Genomic DNA, 25,272 nt, shown 5'->3' with positions numbered 1-25,272 from the left:
GATATCCTCGACCTCTTAACGATGCCTATCAACACCAAGTAAATATTGTTCATATTTATAAAGGCAAGACAGCTCAGATTGTTAAAGCAGAGAAATTCAAGCGTTTGTTTTATATCGGGTTTAATATAGCCAATTGTATTATTTCTTTTTTTTATATGGTGACATCCGTACATATACTGATCCCCAATGCTAAGCCTCTATCGGCTCCAGCCCTAGCATCGGCGAGTACATATCAAACGGAATTTTAGCGGTAAAAATTAACCAATATTAAATCATAGTTAACAATAGTAAACGGCTCATTTTAAATGCATAAAAATCATAAACTATCAACACCTAAAACTTGATAACACAAGGCATCAACACTGGCACCAATGGCTGCAAAGGTGTATTTTAACAAAATTACTTAATCGGCTATAACAACAAACCTGAAATCAAGTAAATGTTACATAAACTCAGGCGTTAGCTATGGATAGACATCAGAAAACGCTAAATATTTTATGATTATTAACTTTCTTGCTTGTTTGCAGGCCTATTATTCAAATAGTTAAGTAATTTACAAATGAACATTACTTGTTTATGAGGGTCGTATTGTAAACCTTCGTTGTCACCCAAAAATTCCTGAGGGTACCAGCAAGGATGCTTTAGTACGCATAATATGTGTTCGCGTGAGGGATAGACAGGCGTACACAGCTTTCACCAGACTGACTTGGAAACAGACCTATGCGCATTGCAGTTGTAGAAGATGACACAGTGGTACTTGAGCGCATCAATAAGGCACTACTTGATGGCTTCGAAGAAAGAGGCATCCAGGCTAATATCACTTCATTTGAATCCGGTAAGGATTTTATTCGGATTGCCAGCCGCGAGACGTTTGATCTGGTGTTTCTGGACTGGCACCTGCCTGACGGTACTGGCATTGGCCTGCTTGACTGGATGAAGAAGTATCTGGAAGCCCTGCCCGCTGTTTTGATGGTGACTCAACGCCAGGAAGAGAGCGATATCATTGAGGCGCTCAATGCTGGAGCAGATGATTTCATCAGCAAGCCTTTCCGTCCGCGTGAGTTGGCTGCTCGTGCGTTTGCTGCCATTCGTCGTCGCTCGTTGCGCACCTCCGCCACTGCCCAGCAGAACGAGCTGGAATTCGGGCGCATCAAGCTCAATTCCAACCGCGAAGTAGCCTATGTGGAGGGCGAGGAAGTCGCGCTGACGCGCCAGGAATTCCGCTTGGCCTACTTGTTGCTCAACCAGTTGGGCAGCCCGCTTTCCCGTTCTTACCTGTATGAATATGTCTGGGGTCGCAGCAACGATCCAAACACGCGCACACTGGATGTGCATATTCATAGGGTGCGTAAAAAGCTGAAGCTGACTGCTGAGAATGGCTGGAATCTGGTTTCTGTTTACGGCTACGGGTATCGCCTGCAAACCGTTGATGAACCTGAAGCCGTCATAGCGCGCAAGGAAGGCTAGGCAGCAAGCCACCATACCATGCGTAAAACACAAAACACCCGTGATCGCTGTTGAAGCGATCACGGGCGTTTTATTGACAAGCGTTTATATTATTCTGAAAGGCGAATTATTCGGGAAAATGAATTCCGATGCGCCGACCTACTTCTTCGTAGGCTTCGATCACTCCCCCAACCCCTGGCGGAAGCGATCCTTATCCATTTTTTCACGCGTCTTGGCATCCCACAGGCGGCAGCCATCCGGTGAAAACTCATCGCCCAGAATCACCTGTCCCTTAAAGATGCCAAACTCCAGCTTGTAATCCACCAGCAGCATGTCGCCTTCAGCAAATAACTGCTTAAGCACATGGTTGACCTTGAAGGTCAGTGATTTCATTTTGCTTAGCTGCTCTGGTGTTGCCCAACCAAATGTTTCAGCCAGAGATTCGTTGATCATCGGGTCGCCTTTCTCGTCGTTCTTGAGAAACAGCTCAAACGTCGGTGGCGTGAGGCTCATACCTTCCTCCACGCCAAGGCGCTTGACCAGACCGCCCGCCGCCACGTTACGAATAACGCACTCGACCGGGATCATTTCCATCCGCTTGACCAGGCTTTCTGTGTCAGAAAGGCGTTTTTCAAAGTGAGTAGGAATACCCGCATCTTCCAGACGCGCCATGATGAAGGCATTAAAGACGTTATTCACCATACCTTTACGCGCCAGAGATTCTTTCTTTTTGCCGTCAAAGGCACTGGTATCATCACGAAAGTGCATGACCAGCAGATCAGGATCGTCAGTGGTATAAACGGATTTTGCCTTGCCGGCATAAAGCTCTTGGCGCTTTTCCATGGGAACTCCGAGGCGGGAAATAGAAAAATTAGAGTAGGCATTCAAACGGCAAATGGTCGATGAGGCCATTTGCCGGACTGGATACCTGTTTGAGTTTACCTGGTCCAGGTTAGATGACTGATTCAGCGTAAGTAACCCGCAATGCGTTCCAGCAGTTCACGCTGGTCATCTGCAGTAAAAGCACGCTCGCTAGCATTGATGGCGCGCAACACGGTTTCCCCCCGTTCTCGTTCAGCTCCAGACGAATATCCTGAGACATCTGGCGAACATCGGCACTGAACACAATTTGCAACGGGTTACGGTTACGCTCGCTAAGGGTCATGTAGTTCACCAGGAAGGAGTAGTCATTGACGTTGGCTTCCAAAAGGTTGCGCTCGCCTTCCACAGTGAAATCCTGTTCGATGAAATGCTTGATTTCGGCCCAAACCCGTTCAACCGGTTGAGGAATCACCACTTCCCAGCGTTCGCCTTGCTGGCGAAAAGCCAGGGCGTCATTTTCATTCATGCGCTGCGCCTGCCAGGAGGCAGCACTGATGCTATTGCTGGCGCTGGCACTGCGGCCTTCAAAATAGCTTTGCAGGGCATCCAGGCAGTCACTGGAAGATCGCCCGCCCTGTTCACAGCGGAGTTCACTACTGCCAGCACGCAGTGCGCGTTGCAAACGGAACTGGCCCTGGTCGGTATCGACACGGCCACGGTTGGTATCCACCGCTGTGACATTCAAGCCACGGCTGCGAATAAAGCCTTCCAGCTGTGGCCAGACATCGGCTGGCGCTGCATTGACGACCAGCCAGGTTTGATCACCGACTTCGCGGCGTTCCACAAACTCTGGCTCCATACTGCTACCCACCCGCATGGCCTGCGGGGGGCACATCCGCTGCCTCTTCAACGCCACCCAGCATGTTGGCCCGGGGGATGGGCAGAGCATCACCATAGCGCCTGGGGTCTCGCGTGTCCGGGAGCATCAAGGGTTCACCCAGCTCGATATCGGCGTAATCCAGATTACGGTCATGGTAGAAACCATCGCGCGCGCAGCCTGACATCACCAGAGCGGTTGCCAGCGCTAGCGGAATCCATTTAAGCGCACGTTTTTCAAGCACAGAACTCATCATGCCACCTTCACGTTTGACAAAAGGGCCGAACACCAACCTCTATGCACTGGACACTGGCGAATGCAGAGAGACTGGTGCCGCTCAACTTAGTTGCTTTCAACAACGTTTTCTTCAATAACGCCGGCCAGCTGAAGGGCTTCGCTGACCGTGGCGTGATATTTTTCCGACAGCCAGGTCAGCGGCAGGCGAATACCGGCGTCAGCATAACCCATGCGGTTCAGTGCCCATTTGACCGGTATCGGATTGGACTCGATCCCAAGGTTGGTATGCAGCGGCATCAGGCGTGTATTGATCTGGTGAGCCTTGTCGGCATCACCGGCCACGGCGGCGACACATAGTTCATGCATGGCTCGCGGCGCCACATTGGCGGTGACCGAGATATCGCCGTGCCCACCCATCAGCATAAAGTCACAGGCCGTGGCGTCATCACCGGAGTAAAGCATGAAACCGCTGCCCTTGAGGCGGGTGATCAGATCTTCTGCGCGTTCAAGATTGCCCGTGGCATCTTTCAGGCCAACGATGTTGTCAAGCTCCGCCAGGCGCAGCACGGTTTCATTATACAGATCAGCCACTGTACGGCCCGGCACGTTATAGAGAATTACCGGCAGTTTGCTGCCTTCCGCCACGGCCTTGAAATGCTGATAAAGACCTTCCTGGGTCGGCTTGTTGTAGTACGGGCAGACTGACAGGCAGTAATCTGCACCCACTTCACTGGCATAGCGTGCCAGCTCGACGGCTTCTGACGTGGCATTAGCGCCGGTGCCGGCAATCACCGGAATGCGGCCATTAACCTCTTCGACAATACTGCGAATCACATCGAAGTGCTCGGCAAACGACATGGTGGTGGGCTCACCTGTGGTACCTGCGGCCACGATGGCGTCAGTGCCGTTTTCCAGATGGAAGTTCACCAGACGACGAAGCGCCTCCCAGTCGATGTCGCCATTGACCTTCATCGGCGTCGCGAGGGCGACAATGCTGCCTGTGATCATCCGTTTATTCCTCAACTACAAAAGTTATGGGAGCGTCACGCGTGACGGGCTGTAATGGATTATCCTGCTGCGTCTCTCAGAGAACGTTAGCCGTTCAAAACATCCACAAGATAAACCTTGAATGGTACTCAGGCGACCTCAACGTGTACAGCAGCAAAAACACGCACCTCGTCGTTGAGCTATTATCTTTGCACACCCTAGAGCCGCTATATTTGAACCGTCTTAACTGAATCGTTCAATTCTAACTGTGTTTTGGCCCTCCTGGCGGGCATGAAATCTATATAATCATCCTTGATCTGTTGTAGGCTTGTTTTTTGTTATGCGCTTACACAAGGAGTCAGGCATGGGTGTCACATTAGGTCAGCCAGTGGATGATTTTACTGCCCAGGCAACGGGCGATAATACCGTTACCCTTTCCGAACTGAGTGGCCAGCAGATAGTGGTCTATTTCTACCCCAAGGCAAGTACCCCGGGCTGCACTACTGAAGGTGGCGATTTCCGTGATTGTAAACCTCAGTTTGATGCGGCCAATACCGTCATCCTGGGTGTTTCCCGGGATGGCATCCGCGCTCAGGAAAACTTCAAGGCTAAGCAGGGTTTCAACTTTGAGCTGATTTCCGACAAGGATGAAGCCCTGTGCCAACTGTTCGATGTGATCAAGCTGAAAAAAGATGTATGGCAAGGAACACCTGGGCATTGAGCGCAGCACCTTTCTGATTGATAGCGAGGGTAAACTGGCCCAAGAGTGGCGTGGCGTCAAGGTGCCGGGCCATGTAGAGGAGGTGCTGGCAGCGGCTCAGGCCCTACACTCAGGCACCTGAGCGTCAGACATCCGGCCACGATTAATGCCAGTACGTAGCCGGATGCTCTTCAATACTACACGGGCGCTGAGTCTGTCACCGCTGCGCGTTCAGCGTCTCTTTCCTGCAGCCCTCGCGGCCAAGCAAACACCAAGGCCTTAAGCAGCGTAGCGAGCGGGATGGCAAAGAAAATCCCCCAGAACCCCCAGATACCGCCAAAAAACAGTACCGCGACGATAATCGATACCGGGTGTAGATTAACCGCTTCCGAAAACAGCACCGGCACCAGGACATTACCATCCAGCGCCTGGATAATCCCGTAGGCAACCAGCACATAGGCAAACTGATCACTGATGCCAAAATGAAAGCCCGCCACCGCCGCGACCGGAAGCGTCGCCACGGCCGCGCCGATGTACGGCACCAGCACGGAAAAACCAACCAGCACCGCCAGCAATGCCGAATAAGGCAGGCCAAAAAAGGCGAAGGTAAAAAATGCCACGCTGCCGACGATAATAATCTCGATAAATTTACCACGGATATAGTTGGCAATCTGGGCATCCATTTCCTCCCAGATACGCGTCAGCAGCTTGCGCTTTTGTGGCAGTAGTGAAAGCGTGAACCCCACCAATACCTCACGATCCTTGAGCATGAAAAAGACCAGAATCGGCACCAATACCAGGTAAATGATCAGCGCCATGATATTACCCAGCGAGGCTAGCGACAGCGTGATGGCACGCTGACCCAGCTGGCTGATTTCACGGCTGGCAACGCCGATCCAGCTCTGCATCTGATCGGGGGTAATCAGGTTGGGATAGCGCGCCTGCAGCTCATCAAGCCAGCTCTGGCCGCTGGCAAACATGCGCGGCGTTTCCTGCACCAGACTGACCATCTGATTCCAGATCAGCGGCATCAGGATAAAGGCCATGGTTAACAGCACGCTGATAAAGGCCATAAATACAATGATCACCGCCATCAGTTGCGGCACGTGACGGCGGGTCAAGGCACTGACTGCGCCTTGCAGCAGGAAAGCGATCACCAGTGCGGTCAAAAACGGCGCCAGCATACGGCCAAGCCAGATAATAGCGGCAAAACCGGCCACTAGCACCAACAGCAATGTCAGCGCTTCCTCATCAGATAGATAGCGCTCGACCCAACCTTTCAAAATTGTGCGCATAGTCATGTAGCGCGGCTCCCTGCCTTGCGAATCCAGTAGTAGTAAACATCTTCACGCTGTTCACGCGCTTCCAGCACGTGGTCGCTCTGCTCGGTAAAGGAGGCCATATCCCGCCAGGAACCGGCATCCGTCGAGCGCACCTCAAGCAGCTGCCCAGCACCCAGCCCGACCAGCGCCTGTTTGGCTTTCAGCAGAGGGAGTGGGCAATGCAGTCCACAGGCATCTAGCGTGGCATCCGGCATCAGGCTCCCGGCAGACTCAGTTATCGACTGATCAGACATCTTTCCCCCTCAGATTGACCTGAATAAACTGTATTAACGCATTATTGTGACATATTCGTGATTATGGCATTGAAGCATTAGTGCGGTTATCAAGCTATGTTAAAAGGCCATTAGCATTGTACGATGATTATCGCGGTTCAGATATCCGCTGATTTAACGGCACTTCCCCCGTTGAGGCAATGTCCTAGAAAAGGAACGTCATGCTAACTAAAGAGGATGTCATGCTACGCTTTCGTTGCTGCACTACTCGCTGGCTGTGCATTGTCACCCTGTCTCTCGGCAGCTATACCGCCAGCAGCCCCAGCGTTGCACAAAACGACCCGCTACTGCCGACCCTGCGTTCGAGTAGTGAGGTGGTGAGCAACGAAGAAATTCGTCTCGGCCAGGCCTGGCTTCGCCAGTTTCGTGCCCGGGTGCCACAGTGGCAGGATCCCATCAGCCATTATTATCTGGATCGCTTGATTGCGCGACTGGCGCCCTATAGCCAGATCGGCGGGCTCAGCACCCAAACGCTCATTGTCGATAGCCCGTCTTTGAATGCTTTTGCGGTGCCAGGCGGTATTATTGGTGTGAACACCGGCTTATTTGCTTTTGCGGCGGATGAAGGCGCTTTTGCCTCAGTGCTGGCCCACGAGATGGGGCACCTTTCCCAGCGCCATTATGCGCGAGGTAGTGCCCGTGCGGAACAGAACCAGCTGCCCGCCATGGCTGGTATGCTGGCTGGTCTGCTGTTAGCCGCCAGCGGTGCAGGCGAAGCCGGTATGGCCGCCGCCATGAGCTCCCAGGCCGCCGTGATTCAGGATCAGCTGGCCTATTCACGGCGCTTTGAAGAAGAGGCCGACAGAGTGGGTTTACAAACCCTGGCAGCCGCAGGGTATGCTCCCGAAGACATGGTGCGGATGTTTCGTGCCATGCTCAACATGGCTCGTCTGCAGGGCAATACACCGCCTGAGTTTATGCTCACTCACCCCATCACTGAAAGCCGCTTGAGCGACACCCAGGCCCGTGCCGCCCAGCTGGAAGTCAGTAATCGCCGCGATAACAACCTGCTGTACGGCATGATGCGTGGGCGTGCCCTCTTGCATATTCATGCCAATAACCCCCAAGACGCCTTGACTCGCCTGAAGGCAGAGACCCCAGACCCGGATGCCGTTACCTATTTGGAAGCACTGATCATGGCGGAGAACGGCCAGACCGAGCAGTCGCTTCAGGCACTTGATCGCCTGGCGCACCAACACCCGGATTTCACCGCCCTGCCCGCTTCCGCTGCCAACGTCGCCTTTGAAGCCCGCCGCTATACAGAGGCCATATCACGCAGCCAACAGCTATTACGCCTGGTGCCTAACTATCTGCCAGCGCAGCTGATCATGGCCGAAGCTCAGCTGCAGCGCGACCCGCAGACAGCCTTCGCGCAATTACGTGATATCACCACCAACCACCCCGACACTCCCTATGCCTTTAATCTGTTGGCAGATGCCGCAGGCCGAAGTGGCCACAATGGTTGGGGGCATCTGGCCCGGGCTGAATACCTGCAGCTGACCGGACGTGTGGATCGCGGCATCCAACAATTGGCGATTGCCCGCGATGCTGCTGAGCAGGAAGGCGATAACAATCTACTGGGCCGCATCGCCCAGCGCAGAGACGCCTTTATTAGCTACCGAGAGGCACTGGATAAATTCTGAGTAAGGTGGTGTGAATACAGACTCTGAGTGACGTGCTCATAGCAAAACGGCCACTGCTGGACAGTGGCCGTTAGAGAAAATGAGCAACAGACAATGCCGAGTTGTTGCATCAGCCTTGGAGTTAAGCCTTGAAATTAAGCATACGCTCCAAAGGCTTGAGCGCTTGTAAACGCAGGGCGTTACTGACCAGCACTTCACCGCTGCCGTTGCGCAAGGCGCTCGCCAAGTTATCCAGCGCGTTCATTGCCATCCACGGGCAGTGTGCGCAGCTGCGACAGGTAGCCCCGTTACCCGCCGTAGGCGCCTCAAACAAGGCTTTTTCGGGTACGGCCTGTTGCATCTTGAAAAAGATACCCCGGTCTGTGGCCACAATCAGCTTGTCATTGGGCAGGGTTTGCGCTGCCTTGATCAGCTGGGAAGTAGAGCCCGCCACATCCGCCAGCTTCACTACGGCTTCAGGTGATTCTGGGTGTACCAGTACCGCCGCATCCGGGTGAAGCCGCTTGAGGTCTTCAACCCCTTTGGCCTTGAACTCTTCATGCACAATGCAGGCGCCATCCCACATCAGCATATCAGCGCCTGTCTTTTTCTGGATGTAGCTCCCCAAGTGCTTATCCGGTGCCCAGAGAATTTTCTCTCCTTTGGCCTGCAGGTGTTCAATCACCTCAACTGCAATGGAGGAGGTCACCACCCAATCAGCCCGAGCTTTCACCGCGGCAGAAGTGTTGGCGTAGACCACCACAGTGCGCTCTGGGTGCTGATCGCAGAAGGCACTGAACGCATCTGCCGGACAGCCGATATCCAGCGAGCAGGTCGCTTCCAGCGTGGGCATCAGCACGCGCTTATCGGGAGATAGAATCTTGGCGGTTTCACCCATGAAGCGCACACCCGCGACCACCAGGGTAGTGGCATCGTGGTTAGCGCCAAAGCGCGCCATTTCGAGGGAATCCGCCACACAGCCGCCGGTTTCTTCGGCCAGCTGTTGAATGGCATCATCGGTATAATAGTGTGCTACCAGCACGGCATTATGTGCCTTGAGGAGCTGCTTGATTTCAGCAACTCGCGCCTGATCTTGCGCAGGAATACGCGTGGGGCAATATGCCCTGGGAAGCGATGTTTCCAACGCTGCCTGAGAAGTCATAATCGTCATCGTGTCTACCACTGTGACAAACAGGGAATCCCCTGTTGAAACCAATCATGCTGGGTGTCATCCACACCCGGCATGCCCGGGTGGCAGGGCATTGCGTCTATCGCGCTGCACTGCCGATCGTCTATTCAGCACTGGCCGGATCTTTACCGATCAACATCAGCACTGTCTAGAATAAATTCGATAATAGCTTATTTTGGTAGAAAATAGCCGTTTTGTGCAAGCAAAATGTCACCCAGCCGTTATACATTGATCAGCTTGAACTTATCCCGTTTCAACCCGATTACGGCCCTTGGTTTTAGCCTGGTAAAGCGCCTGATCAGCGCGGGCATAAAGATGTTTGAAATCAAGTTCGCTCTGCCAGGCGGTGGCTACGCCCAGGCTGACAGTCAATTGCAACGGTATGCCCAGCTGCAGATGTGTTAACGTCGCAACCCGTTTACGTATTCGTTCGGCAAGCTCCAGGGCACCGTCAGTAGAGGCATCAGGCATCAACACGCAAAACTCCTCTCCGCCCAGACGAGCAACAATATCTGCATTGCGGCTTTCCGATATCAGCACCTGCGCAAACACCTGCAGCACCCGGTCACCAGCAGGGTGGCCGAAGGTATCATTCACCTGCTTGAAATGATCGATATCCAGAAGCACCAGGCTTAGCGGACGCCCACTGCGCTGGCTTTGCTGGCACAGGCTGTCGGTAAAGTTTAGCAGGTAGCGGCGATTCCCCAGCCCTGTCAGCTCATCTACTTGGCTGAGTTGTGTGATTTTTGATGCTCGCGATTCAGCTTGCGTAACGCCAATGACAGCCCTACCACCAACAACAGGACGACGAATATAAGCGAGGCTACCGTTAGTGCCAGACGCTCCATAATGATTCGCTGCTCGCCAGCTTCTGAGTGCACCAGGTCGCTGAGCTCGCTATAAGCTTTCGCCAGGTCGTTTTCAACCATGAAACCCAATGCTAGACGCTCTCTATGAGAGACGTCTGAATTCGGCTGACGGGCCTGAAAGATGTAAAGCATCGCTGCCAAAGCACAGATGCCACCCAACAAGGTAAACCCCAGCACTACCTGCCAACTTAGTGTCCGACTGCAATACAGCTTCATTGAATATGAATATTTCGAATTGACCAAACCCAATCCATCATACTTGCCTTACCCAACTCAACGGCTTCAGCATCAGCCGGAATAATCAGCATGCTGGGGCCTAACGTTTCCAACGTAAGAGGCTCACCATCCAGCCGTGTTGCAAGCAGGTAGCGTCGTTCTTGACGGTCATCGGGCGTGATGAAAACGGTGTAATCGTCATGGGCGATAAAGCGTAGTGTTGCTGTTTCATCAATTCCCTCAGCCGTCATTAAATCCTCTAGCCATACGCCTGAAAAGCGCCCTTGAGAACCTTCGAAATGCGTCAGGTTAGATTCATAAAGCGGTAAGGATTCGATGTCCGCACGACTGAGTGCGCGACGTTTATCCAAGCCGTAAAGAGTCAGAATAGGCGTTTGATCCTGCGAAGCAGATAGATCGCTGGGCACGACATCAGCCGCCTGAACCGTTAAGAAAAGCATACTGGCTAAAAGGGGAAGCGCGCTTAATATTCGAGAACACAAATAGGCCATATACGATGCCTCACCTAAAAATATTAATAAAAGTAACTAAGATAGTTAGCAGGCAGCTGAATTTTACAGAAAATAACAATATCAGCTTATCACTGCAATCAAATACTGGATTGTTTCAAGTCAAGGCGTATGCAGGTAGGATCTAGGGTCTGTTGACGTTGCATCGCGAACCGCGTTGCTGCGCCAAAGGGCGTCAGGCAAGGCGCGACACGACGGCAATGGTGGCGCCCTTACCGAGTGACGCAACGCCGCATGGCGTTCTTTGGCGCGCAACCTGAAGGGACAGGGCCCTTTTGGCACAGCCTGCGTTGTTCGTCGCTAACTGGGAACCACCCAACCACGCTCCTCACGCCTTGCTCTGAACCAAAAGGCCCTCTGTCGCGGCCGTGATGCAACGTCAACAGACCCTAGGTTTTGTGCGAAAAGTTGGCTCGTAAGCAACGGTCGATGCACGCTACGCATACCATCGCCTTAAAGCTACTTGCCAGCTTTTCATAGCGCGTGGCGATGCGGCGACATTCTTTAAGCCAGCCAAAGCAGCGTTCTATCGCATTCCGTTGCCCATATTTGGGTTTATCGAACCGCCTGGGTAGCCCCGGCCGGGTTCTTCGGTGCATGTTGCGCCGAGCAATTACGGGTTTCATGCCGTGCCTGTCGCAATAATGACGCAACTCATCGCTGTCGTATCCTTTATCCGCCACCATATAGCGACTACGTTTGCGAGGACGCCCGACGCTACCTGGTAGATGAATTCTCTCTAATGTCGAAACGAAGTGCCTCGAATCTGCCTCTTGACCAGGAGACAGCGTGAACGCCAGTGGCCAACCATAGCGATCACAAACCAAATGAATTTTGGTTGTTAAACCGCCGCGGCTACGGCCTAGCGCGTGGTCTAACGGTTCTTTCGAGCCCCCTTTTTACCGCCTCCGGCGGCAGCGCGCGTGGCTCGCACGGAAGTGGCATCAATCATCCACGTGTCCAGATCCATAAGCCCATCTTCACGTAACTTGAGCTGCAAGCGAGAAAGCACCGCTTCAAAGGTGCCGTCATCACGCCACTTGCGGAACCGGTCATACACCGTCGACCATGGACCATACCGCTCGGGTAAATCACGCCATTTGGCGCCAGAGCACAACACCCAGAAGATACCATTGAGCATTTTTCGGTCGTCCCGCCTGGGTCTGCCCATGGTTTGAGGGGGCGACACGATATCTTCAATCTGTGCCCAGCCGTCATCAGATATCTCGTAACGTCCGACCATTGCTTTCCCTATGCTGCTTTTGCATAGGTAAAATTAGCAGATAAGGCTTTTCGTACAAAACCTAGCTCTTATGACAAGGAGGTTATCACACCGATGGTAACTGACGGCTTACCCTTCTGCTTGTAAGAGTATGGCGGAGATGGGGCAGCCTTATCTACAGTCGCCATTCCTTGTTGCCAAAGGAGGCACTCCAATGCGCACACCCTTGACCTTGGCAGGACTGACTCTGCTCGCCACCTTGAACGGATGCAGTGATTCCAGCACCTCTTCTGATAATGCCAGCGAGCCTTCTCCCCAGACCACGCTGGCGCCACCCTCGGAAACCGGTATTCTGCAGGTCGCTACTCGCAACGGCCCGACCACTTACTTTATTGACCGCCACCAGCAACCGGCAGGCCCTGAGCATGACCTGATCAAGGCCTTTGCCGACACACAGGAATGGGCACTTGAATGGACGGTCTATGACTCGACATCCGCCGTGCTGGAAGCCATCAACCAGGGCGAGGCCCATATGGCGGCCGCTGGCCTGACGCACCTGCCATCACGTTCAGACACCCTGACAGAAGGACCCGTACATACCCGGATCAACGAGCAGCTGGTCTGCCACCGCGACCTATCGCCCATGCCTCGCTCGCCGGAAGAGATGGCTGATATTGAGATCGTGGTGACCGCTGATTCAAGCTATGTCGAAGCCCTTGAGCAACTCGCCAGCGAACATGAAGGCATCACCTATGAACAGGACGACCAGCGCACCACCGAGTTATTATTGAGCGCTGTAGCCGAAAAACACTGGATTGCACCGTCGCCGACGCCAACATTGTTCAGGTGGTTCGTCGCCACTTTCCAAGTCTTGAAATTGCTCTTGAGCTGAGTGCCCAGCACGAACTTGGCTGGTATCTATCCCAAGAGCAGACAGCACTGGCGCAAAGCAGCCAGGCATGGATGGCCAGCGAACAGGGCAAGCAGGCCATTGACGCCATGCAGAACCACTATTACGCCTATATCAGCGAGTTCGATTTTGTCGACCTGAGAGCCCTTAATCAGCGGATTGACGAACGCCTGCCCGCCTACATCGATCAGTTCATCGCCGCCGAAGAAAAGACCGGCATGCCAGCCGACCTCTTGGCAGCACTCGCCTATCAGGAGTCACACTGGGATCCAGCGGCGGTATCGCCGACCGGGGTGCGTGGCATCATGATGCTCACCCAGAACACTGCCGAGTCATTGGGTGTCACCAACCGGCTGGACCCAGCGGCTGCGATTGATGGCGGCGCCCGCTACCTGGCCGACCGGCACGAAAGGCTGCCTGACAGCATTCCGGAACCCGACCGCCTGTTTCAGGCCCTGGCCAGCTACAACATCGGCCGCGGCCACTTGCTGGATGCGCGCACTCTGGCCCGTGAACTGGGCAAAAACCCGGACTCCTGGGAAGATCTGGAAACCGTCCTGCCCCTTAAAGCCGACAAACGCTATTACCCCAACACGCGTTACGGTTATGCTCGGGGCTATGAGCCGGTTCATTATGTGCAGCGCATCCGCAACTATCGCGATGTTATTGCCTCAGCCTTCGAATAGCACTGCCCTCGATGACACTGAAATTACCTGCCCCCAGCACGGGGGCGGGCTTCAGAACGCCTCCCAGTCATCCTCACTGCTTCCTGACTTCGGGCTTTTCAGCACAACTCGCTCTTTCTTAGGACGCTGGTCACTGACATAGCCGACACGGTGAAAAGTGTTACTGCTGTCACCCAATACAAAGCCACTGATCAGCTGCGATAACTTCTCGGCCTCTTCGCGCATTTCCTTGGCCGTGCGCGTCGATGCCGACACCATGGAGGCGTTTTTCTGGGTCATGGTATCCATTTCGCTCATGGCCGTGTTGACCTGAAGAATGCCGGCATTCTGCTCCTGAGCACCTGCCGTAATCTCGCCAATCACGTCGTTAACCTCGCTGACACGCGTCAGGATTTCCTTCATGGTATTTGTCGCTGTATCGACGATTTGCTTTCCACGCCGTGAGTGCTCGACCGATTCATCAATCAGGCCACGAATTTCCTTTGAAGCCTCAGCGCTACGCTGCGCCAGCTTGCGCACTTCCTGGGCAACAACGGCGAATCCTCGACCGTGCTCACCGGCACGCGCTGCTTCCACTGAGGCGTTAAGCGCGAGGATATTGGTCTGAAAGGCAATCGAGTCGATCATCTCAACGATATCGCCAATGCGTGTTGATGAGTCATCGATCTTTGTCATTGTCTCCACTACATCAGACATCGCTGCATCGCCCTTTCGCGCGACCTCCGCAGTGTTATCGGCGATACCGCTGGCGGTAACCGCATGCTCAGCGCTGTGCGACACCGTTGAGGTAATTTCTTCCATCGCTGATGAGGTTTGCTGCAGGTTTGCCGCTGCCTGCTCAGTGCGCGATGCCAGCTCCTCACTGCTTTGCGAAATATCGGCTGAGGCACGGTCAACCGCCTGGGCAGTATCACGCACATCAATAAGCGTACGCTGCATATTGATCAGGAAGTCGTTAAAACGCTCGGCAAGATCGCTGATTTCATCATGGCCCACCACATCAAGCCGACGGGTCAGATCTCCGTGCCCATCGGTGACGCTCTGGGAAATCTCGGTAATGTCAGTTGCCGCACGACGAATACGCGCCACAATGCGCCGGGTGGCCCATAAAACACCGGCTATAACTACCAGATTCACCAAACAGGCCAACACGAAGGTACGAATCAGATTCTCTTTCAGGTTAGCCGCATATTCAGCTTCGAGGGCGGTTACCGTGGTTTCAATATCATTGGCATAAACCCCTGCACCAATGACCCACTGCCACTCGGGCACCGGTACCACATAGCTATATTTGATCTCATCTTCGCCTGTGTCTGGGTGAGGCCAAACGTACTGATATTCTCCTCCACCCTGCTGGGCCAGATCACGCATCTCGCGCAGCGGCTCCCCACCATCCGGGCCTTGCACATCCAGCATATAGGTGCCTTCTACTGAAGGTTGAGGCGGCTGGACGCGCATGATGCCGTCATGGGTATAAGCAAAAACATAGTTGTTATCATCAAAGCGTATACTGCGCAGACGGTTAGCGGCCAGCTCCCGTGCGGCGGCCGTATTGCCTTCTGTTTCAATAATGTTTTCTACCAAGGAGTGCGCCATCTGCATCACATCCTTGACGCCTTCCTGACGCGACTCAAGCAGCTGCCTGCGTTGCTCTGCCACCTGTTCACGATTTTCCCGCACCTGCTCAATAGTGACTAACCCTAGAATACTCCAACCGGAGATCAACAACGGAATCATCGCCAACAGGAATATCTTGCCTTGAAGATTGAAGAGTCGGTGCCTGAGAGACTTGCGAGACATTGAATATCCTTCTTTTGTTATTAAGTGTTATCAACCGCAGCGCCAGCAGATAAGTTAAAAAAGATTAAATTGCGTACACAATGATATTCTCTTCGCTGCCATCAGCCTAGGTTTGTTGGTAGGGAGATTGACGAGAAACTCTTGAGTGCTAAAGGAAAACGCTTGTCAGAAGACATTGCTGGAAATAGGCGGGAGAAATGGGGAAATAAAAAAGCGCCCGTAGGCGCTTTTTTGCAGCTTCAAAAACATGGATTTTCTGAAGCTAACATCTGGTGGGTCGTGTAGGATTCGAACCTACGACCAATTGATTAAAAGTCAACTGCTCTACCAACTGAGCTAACGACCCTGACGGGGTTCGGATGGTGGGTCGTGTAGGATTCGAACCTACGACCAATTGATTAAAAGTCAACTGCTCTACCAACTGAGCTAACGACCCCCGAACGGATGCATATAGTACGGATACTACTGACTATTCGCAAGCACTTTTCACAATTGCGCTATATTTTTTATGGCGTTCAGCGCCGCTTGGGTTTGCGCATTGCCTGAACCGGGCGCCGCTTGTTCTTGTCGCGGCTCCAGCGATTTTTCTCATCGGGCGTCAACTCGGGCACCCTGCGCGATTCAAGCGCTGCCAACGTAGCCAGATCATCGACTTCGGCTTGAGTTAGCTCTACCCACTCGCCCGCTTTTGCCCGCTTGTCGAGGAAGATATTGCCATAACGGACGCGCTTGAGCCGGCTGACCGTCAGCTCCTGTGATTCCCAGAGGCGGCGTACTTCACGGTTACGGCCTTCCAGAATTACCACGTGGAACCAGGTGTTGATGCCTTCGCCGCCAAATTCCTGAACATCCGTGAAACGGGCAGGGCCATCTTCCAGCATGACACCGTCAACCATGGCTACGAGGTGTTCTTTCTTGACCTCGCCCATCACACGTACCGCGTATTCGCGTTCTACCTGAGTAGACGGATGCATCAGCCGATTGGCCAGTTCACCGTCAGTGGTAAACAGCAACAGACCACTGGTGTTGATATCCAGGCGCCCGATGGCAATCCAGCGCTCGCCTTTCAGGCGTGGCAGGCGGTCAAAGACGGTACGCCGCCCTTCCGGGTCTTTGCGGGTACACAGCTCGCCTTCAGGCTTGTTGTACATAATGACCCGGCGCGGCACGTCATCTTCAGCCACCAGGGCCACCAGGCGCTCGTCAAAGGTGACTCTATCGTGGGTTTCAATACGGTCGCCCAGGGTGGCGACCTGATTGTTCACGCGGACGCGGCCATCCGCAATGGCTTTTTCCATTTCGCGGCGTGAACCCAGCCCGGCACGAGCCAGGACTTTCTGGAGCTTTTCACCGCTGGGGGCATTACGGGTGTGATTCTGACTCATGGTCATCTGACCTCTTTCTCTCGTTCTGCGCGGGTGGCTCGTCTTGTGATCGCGCCTGCCCGCGTGCCGCAAGCCGTGCTTCTAGATCAGCAAAGCTCAGCGGCTGGGTTAACGCCGTCTCGGCGTGTGGGTCGGCACTCTCGGCCGTCTCAGGGGGCGCATCCTGCACCGTTTTGGCGTCGCCGTCCAGCGGCGCATCGTCACTTTCGGCAATCAGCTCATGCATGGGTGGCAGGGCATCCAGCGTTTTAAGGCCGAAATCATCCAGAAAGCTGCGCGTCGTCGCAAACACGGCCGGCCGGCCGGGGACATCACGGTGACCCACTACGCGAATCCAGCCCCGCTCGGTAAGGGTTCGCATGATGGTGGTGCTGACCGCCACCCCGCGCACCTCTTCGATATCGGCGCGGGTCACCGGTTGACGATAGGCAATCAGCGCCAGGGTTTCCAAAAGCGCCCGGGAATAGCGCTGTGGGCGCTCATCCCATAGCCGCGAGACCCAGGGCGATAGCCTTGGGCGAATGCGTAACTGGTAGCCAGAGGCAGTTTCCAGAAGCTCCAGCGCGCCAGCGGAGTGGCGCTCGCCCAGCCGCGATAACGATTGTTTAAGTTCACTGCGCGGCGGGCACTCGGCCTCACGAAACAGGGTTTCCAGGCGCTCCAGCGACAGCGGCTCACCGGCTGCCAGCAGCGCGGCTTCAAGAATATCATCCAACGTTGTGGTGACGTCACTCATGCAGGCTCCTCGTCAAAGGCGCCATCCTGCTGTTGGCGGGCGCGCACATGAATCGGCGATAGCGGTGCATTCTGAACGATCTCGATCATTACTTCTTTAGCCAACTCCAGAATCGCCATAAAGGTCACCACCACCCCAGCGCGGCCTTCTTCAAGCGCGAAGAGTGCTTCAAAGGCGACATAGCGGCTGGATGCCTGATTCAGCTGATCCATAATCGCCAACATGCGTTCACGGGTAGACAGCACCTCACGGCTGATATTATGCGCCTGGGCCAGATCAGCCCGCTTAAGCAGACTTTTCAGCGCCCCCAAAAGCTCATCCAGTTCCACATCAGGATGGATGACCTGAGATTCCAACGCTGGCAAGCCGGCATGCACGCTGAACCAGTCACGCCCCATACGCGGCAGCGTATCCAGGGTTTCTGCCGCCTCCTTGAGGCGTTCGTACTCTTGCAAACGGCGGATCAGTTCAGCGCGCGGGTCTTCTTCATCGCCGTCCTGTTCCTTTGGCGGGCGTGGCAGCAAGGTACGCGATTTGATTTCGGCCAGCATGGCCGCCATCAGCAGATATTCCCCGGCAAGCTCAATCTGCATGGCTTTCATCAGCTCTACGTATTCGATGTACTGATGAGTAATAGCGGCCACATTGATGGCCAGGATATCCAGGTTCTGGCGGCGAATCAGATATAAAAGCAGATCCAGCGGCCCCTCAAAAGTCTCCAGGAAAACGCGCAGCGCTTCCGGCGGAATATAGAGGTCTTCCGGCATCTGGGTAATCGGTTCATCAAACAGACGCGCCACGGCCTGTGACACCTGCTGCTCTGGCGCTTCCTGCGTCGCGTCCATAGTGGTCTGCGGGCTCTGAAATGAATGGAGGATGGCATGCACTTAATCGCGGTGAAGGCTCAGGCAACCGCCTGACGGTGCTTGGTCATATCACCCTGTCCTGCCAGCAGGCCTTCAATGGAAATGTCCTCATCAAGGACATCCCAATGAATCCCTCGTGCGCTTAGCTCATAGCTGGCTAGCTGCTGCGGCGTCGCCCTGAGTAATCGTGGGTACCAAGCCAGCGGCACCCCTAAGGTGCGCCCATCATTTAAAGCCACCCAGAAGTTATTATCGTCAAAAGTCACATTTTTAGGAGAAGTAGTCATGCCAAGAAGCCTCCAACAAGCTGCAGTGTTCAATGATCATCTGAGTGATAATACGCAATTGTTTCGCATCAAATCCGTCGTTACTCGCCAGCTGAACCTCAGGAGTCAACCAGAACTTTGCTTCTGAGCCCGCTTTAAACACATGAATATGTGGCGGTTCCAAAGGATTGCCTTCTTTGAGTAAAAGAAAAACCTGAATCCATTCAAGCGTAAAATAACGGGCATTACGCATATCTCCTGATACAAACATTAAACTCCAAGGCCCGGCAAACGCTGGTGATTCTATGAAGCCTCGGCTGCCTTGCGAAAGCGGCCTTGGTAATCAAACAGTTTATCGCGAATCTGGAAGTGACGCCCGACCTTGCGCCCGACAACAAAATCCGGGGCGCGCAGGCGCTGCTGTTCCTCTATGACCTCGTCGGGCGACATCGGTTGCCAGCCAGATGCCGGGGCGCGCAGGTGGTCACGCAGAAAGGCCGCAGAAAAAGCACGGCGTTGCGCCGGGGTTTCCAGTGCAAACCATTCGGCCAGGCTGGCGCCGTCTTCATCGTGATAGGTGACTTTCAGACGTGGCAAGCCGCGCCCGTTGGTGGTGGCCTCAAGCTGCATACCGCTGACCCTTAACACCTTGGCATCTTTCAGTTTCAGCGCATCCTTGAGCTTGTCATCAGCATCCACCAGTAGCATCTGGCAACCATGACAGCGCCGGGCGGCAATGTCATTTTCCGCGCCGCATTCACCGCACACCTTGAAACGAAAGCGAAAATCGCACTGCTGCCTGCCGCTGCCACCCTCAATCAGCCCCTGGCAGCGGCGGCCGAAATGCTCAATCACAATGTCACCCTCGCGCTTGCCCCAGAACAGGTTGGCGTGGCCACAGGCCGGACATTCCACCTGCACCGGTTCGCTGTCGCTATCCGGTTTTGGCGAGCCGACTTCCGGCGCATAGAGATCCCAGGGGTTACCGGCGTAATCGAGAATCAGGCAATCCTTTTTACCGGGTGCCAGGCGCAGCCGCGCCCGACAATCTGCTGGTAAAGGCTAACCGACTCCGTGGGGCGAAGAATCGCAATCAGATCCACATGCGGGGCATCAAAGCCAGTAGTCAGCACCGCCACATTGACCAGATATTTAAGCTGTTCAGCCTTGAACGCCGCAATCAGCTGGGTGCGCTGCTGTGATTCCGTCGCCCCGGTAATCAGCGCCGCCTGCTCAGCGGGCAGATACCCGAGTATTTCCTCGCCGTGGGCCACGGTGGCGGCAAAAATCATCACCCCACGGCGGTCGGCTGCGTGATGAATAATATCGGCGATAATCTGCGGCGTCGCCCGATTGCCTGCCACTACCCGATTAAGCTCTTCATCGCGGAACGCTCCTGAGCTGCCAGGCTGGAGGGCAGAAAAATCATAATGCGCCACCGCCATATCCCGGCGCACCGGTGGTGCCAGATAATGCTGCTTGACCATCAGCCGCAGCGGCTGCTCAAACACACAATCGCGGAAGAAGCTGTCTTCATCGCCGCGCACCATACCGTGGTGATGACGATAGTAGATAAACCCCTGCCCCAGGCGATAAGGCGTGGCGGTCAGGCCAAGAATCTTAAGCTGCGGATTATGCGCTCTCAGATGTTCAATCACCTGACGATAGCTGGCATCTTCATTGGGTGATACCCGATGGCATTCATCAATCACCAGCAGGGTAAAGCGCGCATCGCTGAAGCTTTCCAGGTTGCGCACCACCGATTGCACCGAACCAAACACCACCTGGCGCTCGGCCTGCTTGCGTTTGAGCCCGGCGCTGAAAATATCCGCTTGTAGCCCATACGCCTCATACTTGGCATGATTCTGCTCCACCAGCTCACGCACATGGGCAAGCACCAGCACCCGCCCACGGGCAATCCGTGCCAACTCGGCAATCACCAGGGATTTACCGCTGCCCGTCGGCAGCACCACCACTGCAGGGTCGCTGCCAGCGCGAAAATGCGCCACCACCCGCTCAACCGCCTCACGCTGGTAAGGGCGCAGGCTGGGAGGAGATGACAACAAAGGCGACCCTTGGGTCGCCTTGTGGAGGTAGTGGGCAGACATAGGTTAGCCGAGCCAGACCCGGGCATTGCGGAACATACGCAGCCAGGGGGCGTCTTCACGCCATTCCGGCGGGCGCCAGGAGTTGGTCACCGCGCGGGTGACCCGCTCCGGGTGGGGCATCATGATGGTCACGCGGCCATCCGGGGTGGTCAGGCCGGTAATCCCCGCCGGCGAGCCGTTGGGGTTGGCCGGGTAACGGGTGGTCACCTGGCCATAGTTGTCGATGTAGCGCAGCGCAATCTGGCTGCTCGACTGCATGCTACGCAGGTGCGCGGCATCACGGAAGGCAGCGCGGCCTTCGCCGTGGGCGACAGCAATCGGCAGGCGTGACCCTTCCATGCCCGTCAACAGGATGGACGGGCTTTGCTCAACCCGCAGCATGGCGACCCGCGCTTCGAACTGTTCAGATTCATTACGCACGAACGCCGGCCAGTCCTCGGCGCCGGGGATCAGGCCTTTCAGCTGTGACAGCATCTGGCAGCCATTACATACCCCCAGGGCAAAGCTGTCTTCACGGTGGAAGAAGGACGCAAACTGCTCCCGGGCGCGCTCGTTGAACAGCACTGATTTTGCCCAACCGCCGCCAGCGCCGAGCACATCGCCGTAGGAGAAACCACCGCAAGCCACCAGGCCATTGAAGTCCTCCAGGCTAACGCGACCGGAGAGGATGTCACTCATGTGCACATCCACCGCATTGAAACCGGCTTTATCAAAGGCCCAGGCCATTTCCACCTGACCGTTAACGCCCTGCTCGCGCAGCACGGCCATGGCAGGCCGGGTCGTGTTGATAAAGGGCGCACTGATATCGTCATTGATATCGAAGGTGGGCGTGGCGGAAAGCCCCGGATCTCGGGAATCCAGCAGGTTATCAAACTCGTTCTTGGCGCACTCCGGGTTATCGCGCAGCGCCTGCATGCGGTAGCTGGTTTCCGACCAGGTGCGCTGAGCCAGCTGGCGGGTGGTTTCCAACAGTGGCTCTTCAAACAGAGTCACGCGAACCTGATCATCGTAACGCGGGCGGGCAATCACACCGCAGGTTTCGATACCCGCCATGGCAAACTGGGTCAGCACCGCTTCGGTATCCGCACGCCTGACCTGAATCACCGCGCCAAGCTCTTCCGCAAACAGCGCATTGAAGGCTTCGACCGGCTCATCAATCAGCCAGTCGAGCTTGATCTCAAGCCCGGCATGGGCGGCAAAGGCCATTTCCAGCAGCGTCACCAGCAGGCCGCCGTCGCTGCGGTCGTGGTAGGCCAGCAGCTTGCCGTCTCGGTTGAGGCCCTGAATCACCTCGAAGAATGCCTTGAGGTCTTCCGGGTCATCCACATCCGGGCATTCGTTACCTACCTGGCCGTATACCTGCGCCAGCGCCGAGCCGCCAATGCGGTTCTGGCCGTTCCCAAATCAACCAGGATGAGATCGGACTCTTCCTGCTCCAGATTGATTTCAGGTGTCAGCGTGGCCATGGCATCGGTCACCGGGGCAAAGCCGGTGACCACCAGCGATAGCGGCGACGTCACGCTTTTATCTTCGCTTTTCCCCTTGGCATCGGTGTCTTGCCAGGCAGTGCGCATTGACATGGAATCCTTGCCCACCGGGATGGCAATTCCCAGCGCCGGGCAAAGCTCCATCCCTACCGCATGCACCGCATCATACAGCGCCTGGTTCTCACCCGGATGGTTGGCCGCACTCATCCAGTTGGCAGAAAGTTTGATATCACCCAGCTTGGCAATCGGCGCTGCTGCCAGGTTGGTAATAGCCTCGGCCACCGCCAGTCGAGCGCTGGCCGCCGGGCTGATCAGCGCCACCGGCGGACGTTCGCCCATGGCCATGGCTTCCCCGGCGAGGGTATCGAAACTAGCCGTGGTCACCGCCACATCAGCGACCGGCACCTGCCAGGGGCCGACCATCTGGTCCCGCGCCACCTGGCCGGTAATTGAGCGGTCGCCGATGGTGATCAGAAAGCTTTTGGAGGCCACGGTGGGCAGGCGCAGCACGCGATCCATGGCTTCACGCAGATCAAGGTTATCCAGCATCACACCGGATAATTCGGGTGTCTGACGGTTGAATTCGCGCTGCATTTTCGGCGCCTTGCCAAACAGCACGCTCATCGGCAAATCAACCGGCTGGCTCTCGAAGTGGCCGTCGCGCACTTCCAGATGGTGCTGTTCCAGCGCCTCGCCGACCACGGCGTAAGGGCAGCGCTCCCGCTGGCAGAGAGCGTCGAAGGTGTCGAGGTCTTCTGCGGCCACGGCCAGTACATAGCGTTCCTGGGCTTCGTTACACCAGATTTCCAGCGGGCTCATGCCCGGCTCGGCGTTGGGCACGGCACGAATATCAAAGCGCCCGCCACGGCCGCCGTCTTTGACAAGTTCCGGCAGGGCATTGGACAGCCCGCCTGCGCCCACGTCATGAATAAAGCGGATCGGGTTGTGGTCACCTAGTGCCCAGCAGCGGTCAATCACTTCCTGAGCGCGACGCTCGATTTCCGGGTTTTCACGCTGAACCGAAGCAAAGTCCAGATCGGCACTGGACACCCCCGAGGCCATGGACGATGCCGCGCCACCGCCCAGGCCGATCAGCATGGCCGGGCCGCCCATCACAATCAGCTTGCCGCCCACCGGGATATCGCCCTTCTGGACGTGCTGGGCGCGAATATTGCCATAGCCCCCGCCAGCATGATCGGCTTATGAAAACCGCGCCGCTCAATGCCGCCTTCATTGAGCGATTCCTGCTCATAGGTGCGGAAGTAGCCAGTCAGGTTAGGGCGGCCAAATTCATTATTGAAGGCGGCTCCGCCAATCGGGCCGTCCAGCATGATGGAAAGCGCCGACTGCATGCGTTCAGGCTTACCGTAGTCGAAAGCTTCCCAGGGCTGAACAAACTCAGGAATGCGCAGGTTGGAAACCGTAAAGCCTGACAGCCCGGCTTTGGGTTTGCCGCCGATACCCGTCGCGCCTTCATCACGGATTTCACCACCTGAACCAGTCGCCGCGCCGGGGAAAGGCGCAATGGCCGTCGGATGGTTGTGAGTTTCCACCTTCATCAGAATATGGATGGGCTCCTGATGGGCGGCGTACTGGGCCTGCTCCTCGTCAGCGCCAGTCAGCGGCGTGGGGAAAAACCGCCCGGCGTGGCTGCCCTTGATCACCGCCGCATTATCGCTGTAGGCAGAAAGGATGTTTTCTGGCGAAGTCGCAAAGGTGTTCTTGATCATCTTGAACAGCGAGTAGGGCTGTTCTTCACCGTCGATCACCCAGTCTGCATTGAATATCTTGTGGCGGCAGTGCTCCGAGTTGGCCTGGGCAAACATCATCAGCTCAACGTCGGTGGGGTTACGGGCCAGCTCGCGGAAGGCGTCAACCAGATAGTCAATTTCATCATCGGCCAGCGCCAGGCCCAGCTCAACGTTGGCAGTCGCCAGCGCCTCACGCCCACCGTCGAGGATATCCACACTGCCCAGCGGCGCCGGGTCATGCCGGGCAAACAGCTGGGCAGCATCGCTGGCATTGTGCAACACGGCTTCGGTCATACGGTCGTGGAGCAGCGCCACCAGCGCTGTGAAGGTCTCTTCATCCGGTGTGGCACTGAATCTTAGACGGTAGTCAACCCCGCGCTCGATGCGGGCAATGTCACCCAAGCCGCAGTTATGAGCGATATCCGTGGCCTTGGAAGACCAGGGAGACTGGGTACCGATACGCGGCACCACCAGAAAACGCTGCGCCCCGTCGGTTAGGGTCTGCATCTCGATAGAGGTTTGGGAGTAGCCATAGTCGAGCAGCTTTTCCAGGCGCTCACGGGTGGCAGGCGAAAGCTCAGTGCGATGATCAACAAAGTGAACATAGTCCGCCGATAACGCCTCGACCTCAGGCGCGTGCGCCTGAAGCAAGGCCAGTAAACGCGCATGACGGAAGGCAGAAAGGGCTGACGAGCCGCGCAGTTCGAGCATATCTGGGAGCCTCTAAAGCAGGAGTTGCAAGCAGGAAACAGTAGCGCCGCGTGGCGGCATTTGACGCTATGATACTGGAAAGCTGAGGTCATACGAAATCAAGATGGTGACAGCCTGGCTGGAGCTGGGTATCGTGAGCCCATGACAGACACCCGAAAGCTGCCATGCTGAGCCCCATAAAAACCCCATGACGTTATTTTATCGCCTGTGCCTGGCACTTTCGAGCGGATTACT

21 protein-coding genes, 2 tRNA genes and 4 pseudogenes are annotated in these 25,272 nt (G+C 55.5%); 6 read left to right on the top strand and 21 right to left on the bottom strand.

Annotated elements, in window-relative coordinates:
- Positions 1 to 720: 720 nt before the first annotated feature.
- Positions 721 to 1,467, top strand: a complete 747-nt coding sequence (locus tag HLB35_RS05500) for a response regulator transcription factor (protein ID WP_171701813.1) — start codon at positions 721 to 723, stop codon at positions 1,465 to 1,467.
- Between the two features lie 106 nt (positions 1,468 to 1,573).
- Here the strand turns inward: HLB35_RS05500 and purC are convergent.
- The 4 genes and pseudogenes from purC to dapA all read right to left on the bottom strand — a co-directional run bounded on the left by purC (position 1,574) and on the right by dapA (position 4,390).
- Positions 1,574 to 2,289 (bottom strand): annotated as a pseudogene (gene purC, locus HLB35_RS05495) (phosphoribosylaminoimidazolesuccinocarboxamide synthase).
- 109 nt (positions 2,290 to 2,398) lie between these two features.
- Positions 2,399 to 3,163, bottom strand: coding sequence for a hypothetical protein (locus HLB35_RS05490; protein WP_328731150.1), 765 nt, complete (start codon positions 3,161 to 3,163; stop codon positions 2,399 to 2,401).
- Positions 3,132 to 3,398, bottom strand: coding sequence for a hypothetical protein (locus tag HLB35_RS18235; RefSeq protein ID WP_328731149.1), 267 nt, complete (start codon positions 3,396 to 3,398; stop codon positions 3,132 to 3,134). The genes HLB35_RS05490 and HLB35_RS18235 overlap by 32 nt, the downstream gene beginning before the upstream one ends.
- Before the next feature lie 89 nt (positions 3,399 to 3,487).
- Positions 3,488 to 4,390 carry a 4-hydroxy-tetrahydrodipicolinate synthase gene (gene dapA, locus HLB35_RS05485; RefSeq protein WP_171701812.1) on the bottom strand — a complete coding sequence of 301 codons (903 nt, stop codon included), beginning with the start codon at positions 4,388 to 4,390 and terminating at the stop codon, positions 3,488 to 3,490.
- A gap of 343 nt (positions 4,391 to 4,733) precedes the next feature.
- On the opposite strand from dapA, the pseudogene HLB35_RS05480 reads away from it, so the two are divergent.
- Positions 4,734 to 5,211: pseudogene (locus HLB35_RS05480) on the top strand (peroxiredoxin).
- 55 nt (positions 5,212 to 5,266) lie between these two features.
- Here HLB35_RS05480 and HLB35_RS05475 read toward each other — a convergent pair.
- Complete coding sequence (locus tag HLB35_RS05475) at positions 5,267 to 6,370, bottom strand: AI-2E family transporter (protein ID WP_171701811.1); 1,104 nt, start codon at positions 6,368 to 6,370, stop codon at positions 5,267 to 5,269.
- Positions 6,367 to 6,645, bottom strand: a complete 279-nt coding sequence (locus tag HLB35_RS05470) for a sulfurtransferase TusA family protein (protein ID WP_171701810.1) — start codon at positions 6,643 to 6,645, stop codon at positions 6,367 to 6,369. The genes HLB35_RS05475 and HLB35_RS05470 overlap by 4 nt, the downstream gene beginning before the upstream one ends.
- A gap of 221 nt (positions 6,646 to 6,866) precedes the next feature.
- On the opposite strand from HLB35_RS05470, the gene HLB35_RS05465 reads away from it, so the two are divergent.
- The gene (locus tag HLB35_RS05465) at positions 6,867 to 8,327 is read left to right on the top strand and encodes a M48 family metalloprotease (protein ID WP_171702160.1); all 1,461 of its coding nucleotides are present in this window, start codon (positions 6,867 to 6,869) and stop codon (positions 8,325 to 8,327) included.
- 121 nt (positions 8,328 to 8,448) lie between these two features.
- On the opposite strand, the gene nadA is transcribed toward HLB35_RS05465, so the two are convergent.
- Positions 8,449 to 9,477: a quinolinate synthase NadA gene (gene nadA / locus HLB35_RS05460; RefSeq protein WP_171701809.1), complete on the bottom strand. Its 1,029-nt coding sequence runs from the start codon at positions 9,475 to 9,477 to the stop codon at positions 8,449 to 8,451.
- 35 nt (positions 9,478 to 9,512) lie between these two features.
- Between nadA and HLB35_RS17810 the strand changes: the two genes are divergently transcribed.
- On the top strand, positions 9,513 to 9,647 hold the full coding sequence (locus tag HLB35_RS17810) for a hypothetical protein (protein ID WP_268895884.1): 135 nt from the start codon (positions 9,513 to 9,515) through the stop codon (positions 9,645 to 9,647).
- Between the two features lie 91 nt (positions 9,648 to 9,738).
- On the opposite strand, the gene HLB35_RS05455 is transcribed toward HLB35_RS17810, so the two are convergent.
- From HLB35_RS05455 to HLB35_RS05440, 4 genes are all read right to left on the bottom strand, one after another.
- A complete protein-coding gene (locus HLB35_RS05455) occupies positions 9,739 to 10,185 on the bottom strand; it encodes a GGDEF domain-containing protein (protein WP_235937057.1) in 447 nt (148 codons plus the stop codon).
- 32 nt (positions 10,186 to 10,217) lie between these two features.
- Entirely contained in the window at positions 10,218 to 10,580 is a 363-nt protein-coding gene (locus HLB35_RS05450; RefSeq protein ID WP_171701808.1) for a hypothetical protein, read from the bottom strand.
- A complete protein-coding gene (locus HLB35_RS05445) occupies positions 10,577 to 11,092 on the bottom strand; it encodes a molybdopterin-binding protein (protein ID WP_171701807.1) in 516 nt (171 codons plus the stop codon). The genes HLB35_RS05450 and HLB35_RS05445 overlap by 4 nt, the downstream gene beginning before the upstream one ends.
- Positions 11,093 to 11,499: 407 nt before the next feature.
- A protein-coding gene (locus HLB35_RS05440) for an IS5 family transposase (protein WP_171701806.1) occupies positions 11,500 to 12,353 on the bottom strand; the annotation gives its coding sequence in 2 pieces (ribosomal slippage) (positions 11,500 to 12,011 and positions 12,011 to 12,353; 855 coding nt in all).
- Between the two features lie 193 nt (positions 12,354 to 12,546).
- Here HLB35_RS05440 and HLB35_RS16415 point away from each other — a divergent pair.
- Both HLB35_RS16415 and HLB35_RS18230 read left to right on the top strand, forming a co-directional pair.
- Complete coding sequence (locus tag HLB35_RS16415) at positions 12,547 to 13,224, top strand: transporter substrate-binding domain-containing protein (protein WP_216601412.1); 678 nt, start codon at positions 12,547 to 12,549, stop codon at positions 13,222 to 13,224.
- Entirely contained in the window at positions 13,179 to 13,928 is a 750-nt protein-coding gene (locus HLB35_RS18230) for a transglycosylase SLT domain-containing protein (RefSeq protein WP_216601411.1), read from the top strand. The genes HLB35_RS16415 and HLB35_RS18230 overlap by 46 nt, the downstream gene beginning before the upstream one ends.
- A 51-nt stretch (positions 13,929 to 13,979) precedes the next feature.
- Here the strand turns inward: HLB35_RS18230 and HLB35_RS05430 are convergent, their stop codons facing one another.
- From HLB35_RS05430 to purL, 10 genes and pseudogenes are all read right to left on the bottom strand, one after another.
- Entirely contained in the window at positions 13,980 to 15,728 is a 1,749-nt protein-coding gene (locus HLB35_RS05430; RefSeq protein WP_171701805.1) for a methyl-accepting chemotaxis protein, read from the bottom strand.
- 270 nt (positions 15,729 to 15,998) lie between these two features.
- Positions 15,999 to 16,074: transfer RNA gene (locus HLB35_RS05425), tRNA-Lys, on the bottom strand.
- A gap of 14 nt (positions 16,075 to 16,088) precedes the next feature.
- Positions 16,089 to 16,164: transfer RNA gene (locus tag HLB35_RS05420), tRNA-Lys, on the bottom strand.
- A 79-nt stretch (positions 16,165 to 16,243) separates the two neighbouring features.
- Positions 16,244 to 17,113, bottom strand: a complete 870-nt coding sequence (gene rluB / locus HLB35_RS05415; protein ID WP_171701804.1) for a 23S rRNA pseudouridine(2605) synthase RluB — start codon at positions 17,111 to 17,113, stop codon at positions 16,244 to 16,246.
- Positions 17,091 to 17,849 (bottom strand): SMC-Scp complex subunit ScpB, encoded by a 759-nt coding sequence (gene scpB, locus HLB35_RS05410; protein ID WP_171701803.1) that lies wholly within the window; start codon positions 17,847 to 17,849, stop codon positions 17,091 to 17,093. The genes rluB and scpB overlap by 23 nt, the downstream gene beginning before the upstream one ends.
- Positions 17,846 to 18,694, bottom strand: a complete 849-nt coding sequence (locus tag HLB35_RS05405) for a segregation and condensation protein A (protein WP_171701802.1) — start codon at positions 18,692 to 18,694, stop codon at positions 17,846 to 17,848. The genes scpB and HLB35_RS05405 overlap by 4 nt, the downstream gene beginning before the upstream one ends.
- Positions 18,695 to 18,753: 59 nt before the next feature.
- Positions 18,754 to 19,002 carry a DUF2442 domain-containing protein gene (locus HLB35_RS05400; RefSeq protein ID WP_171701801.1) on the bottom strand — a complete coding sequence of 83 codons (249 nt, stop codon included), beginning with the start codon at positions 19,000 to 19,002 and terminating at the stop codon, positions 18,754 to 18,756.
- On the bottom strand, positions 18,986 to 19,234 hold the full coding sequence (locus HLB35_RS05395; RefSeq protein ID WP_235937000.1) for a DUF4160 domain-containing protein: 249 nt from the start codon (positions 19,232 to 19,234) through the stop codon (positions 18,986 to 18,988). The genes HLB35_RS05400 and HLB35_RS05395 overlap by 17 nt, the downstream gene beginning before the upstream one ends.
- Before the next feature lie 50 nt (positions 19,235 to 19,284).
- Positions 19,285 to 21,089, bottom strand: a pseudogene (gene radD / locus HLB35_RS05390) (DNA repair helicase RadD).
- A gap of 3 nt (positions 21,090 to 21,092) precedes the next feature.
- Positions 21,093 to 25,038 (bottom strand): annotated as a pseudogene (purL, locus tag HLB35_RS05385) (phosphoribosylformylglycinamidine synthase).
- Positions 25,039 to 25,272 lie beyond the last annotated feature (234 nt).

Origin of the sequence: Vreelandella azerica (assembly GCF_013112225.1) — a bacterium.
Lineage (GTDB): Bacteria > Pseudomonadota > Gammaproteobacteria > Pseudomonadales > Halomonadaceae > Vreelandella > Vreelandella azerica.
The sequence above is the reverse complement of the archived record's forward strand: the minus strand, read 5'-3'. Positions and strand labels throughout refer to the sequence as shown.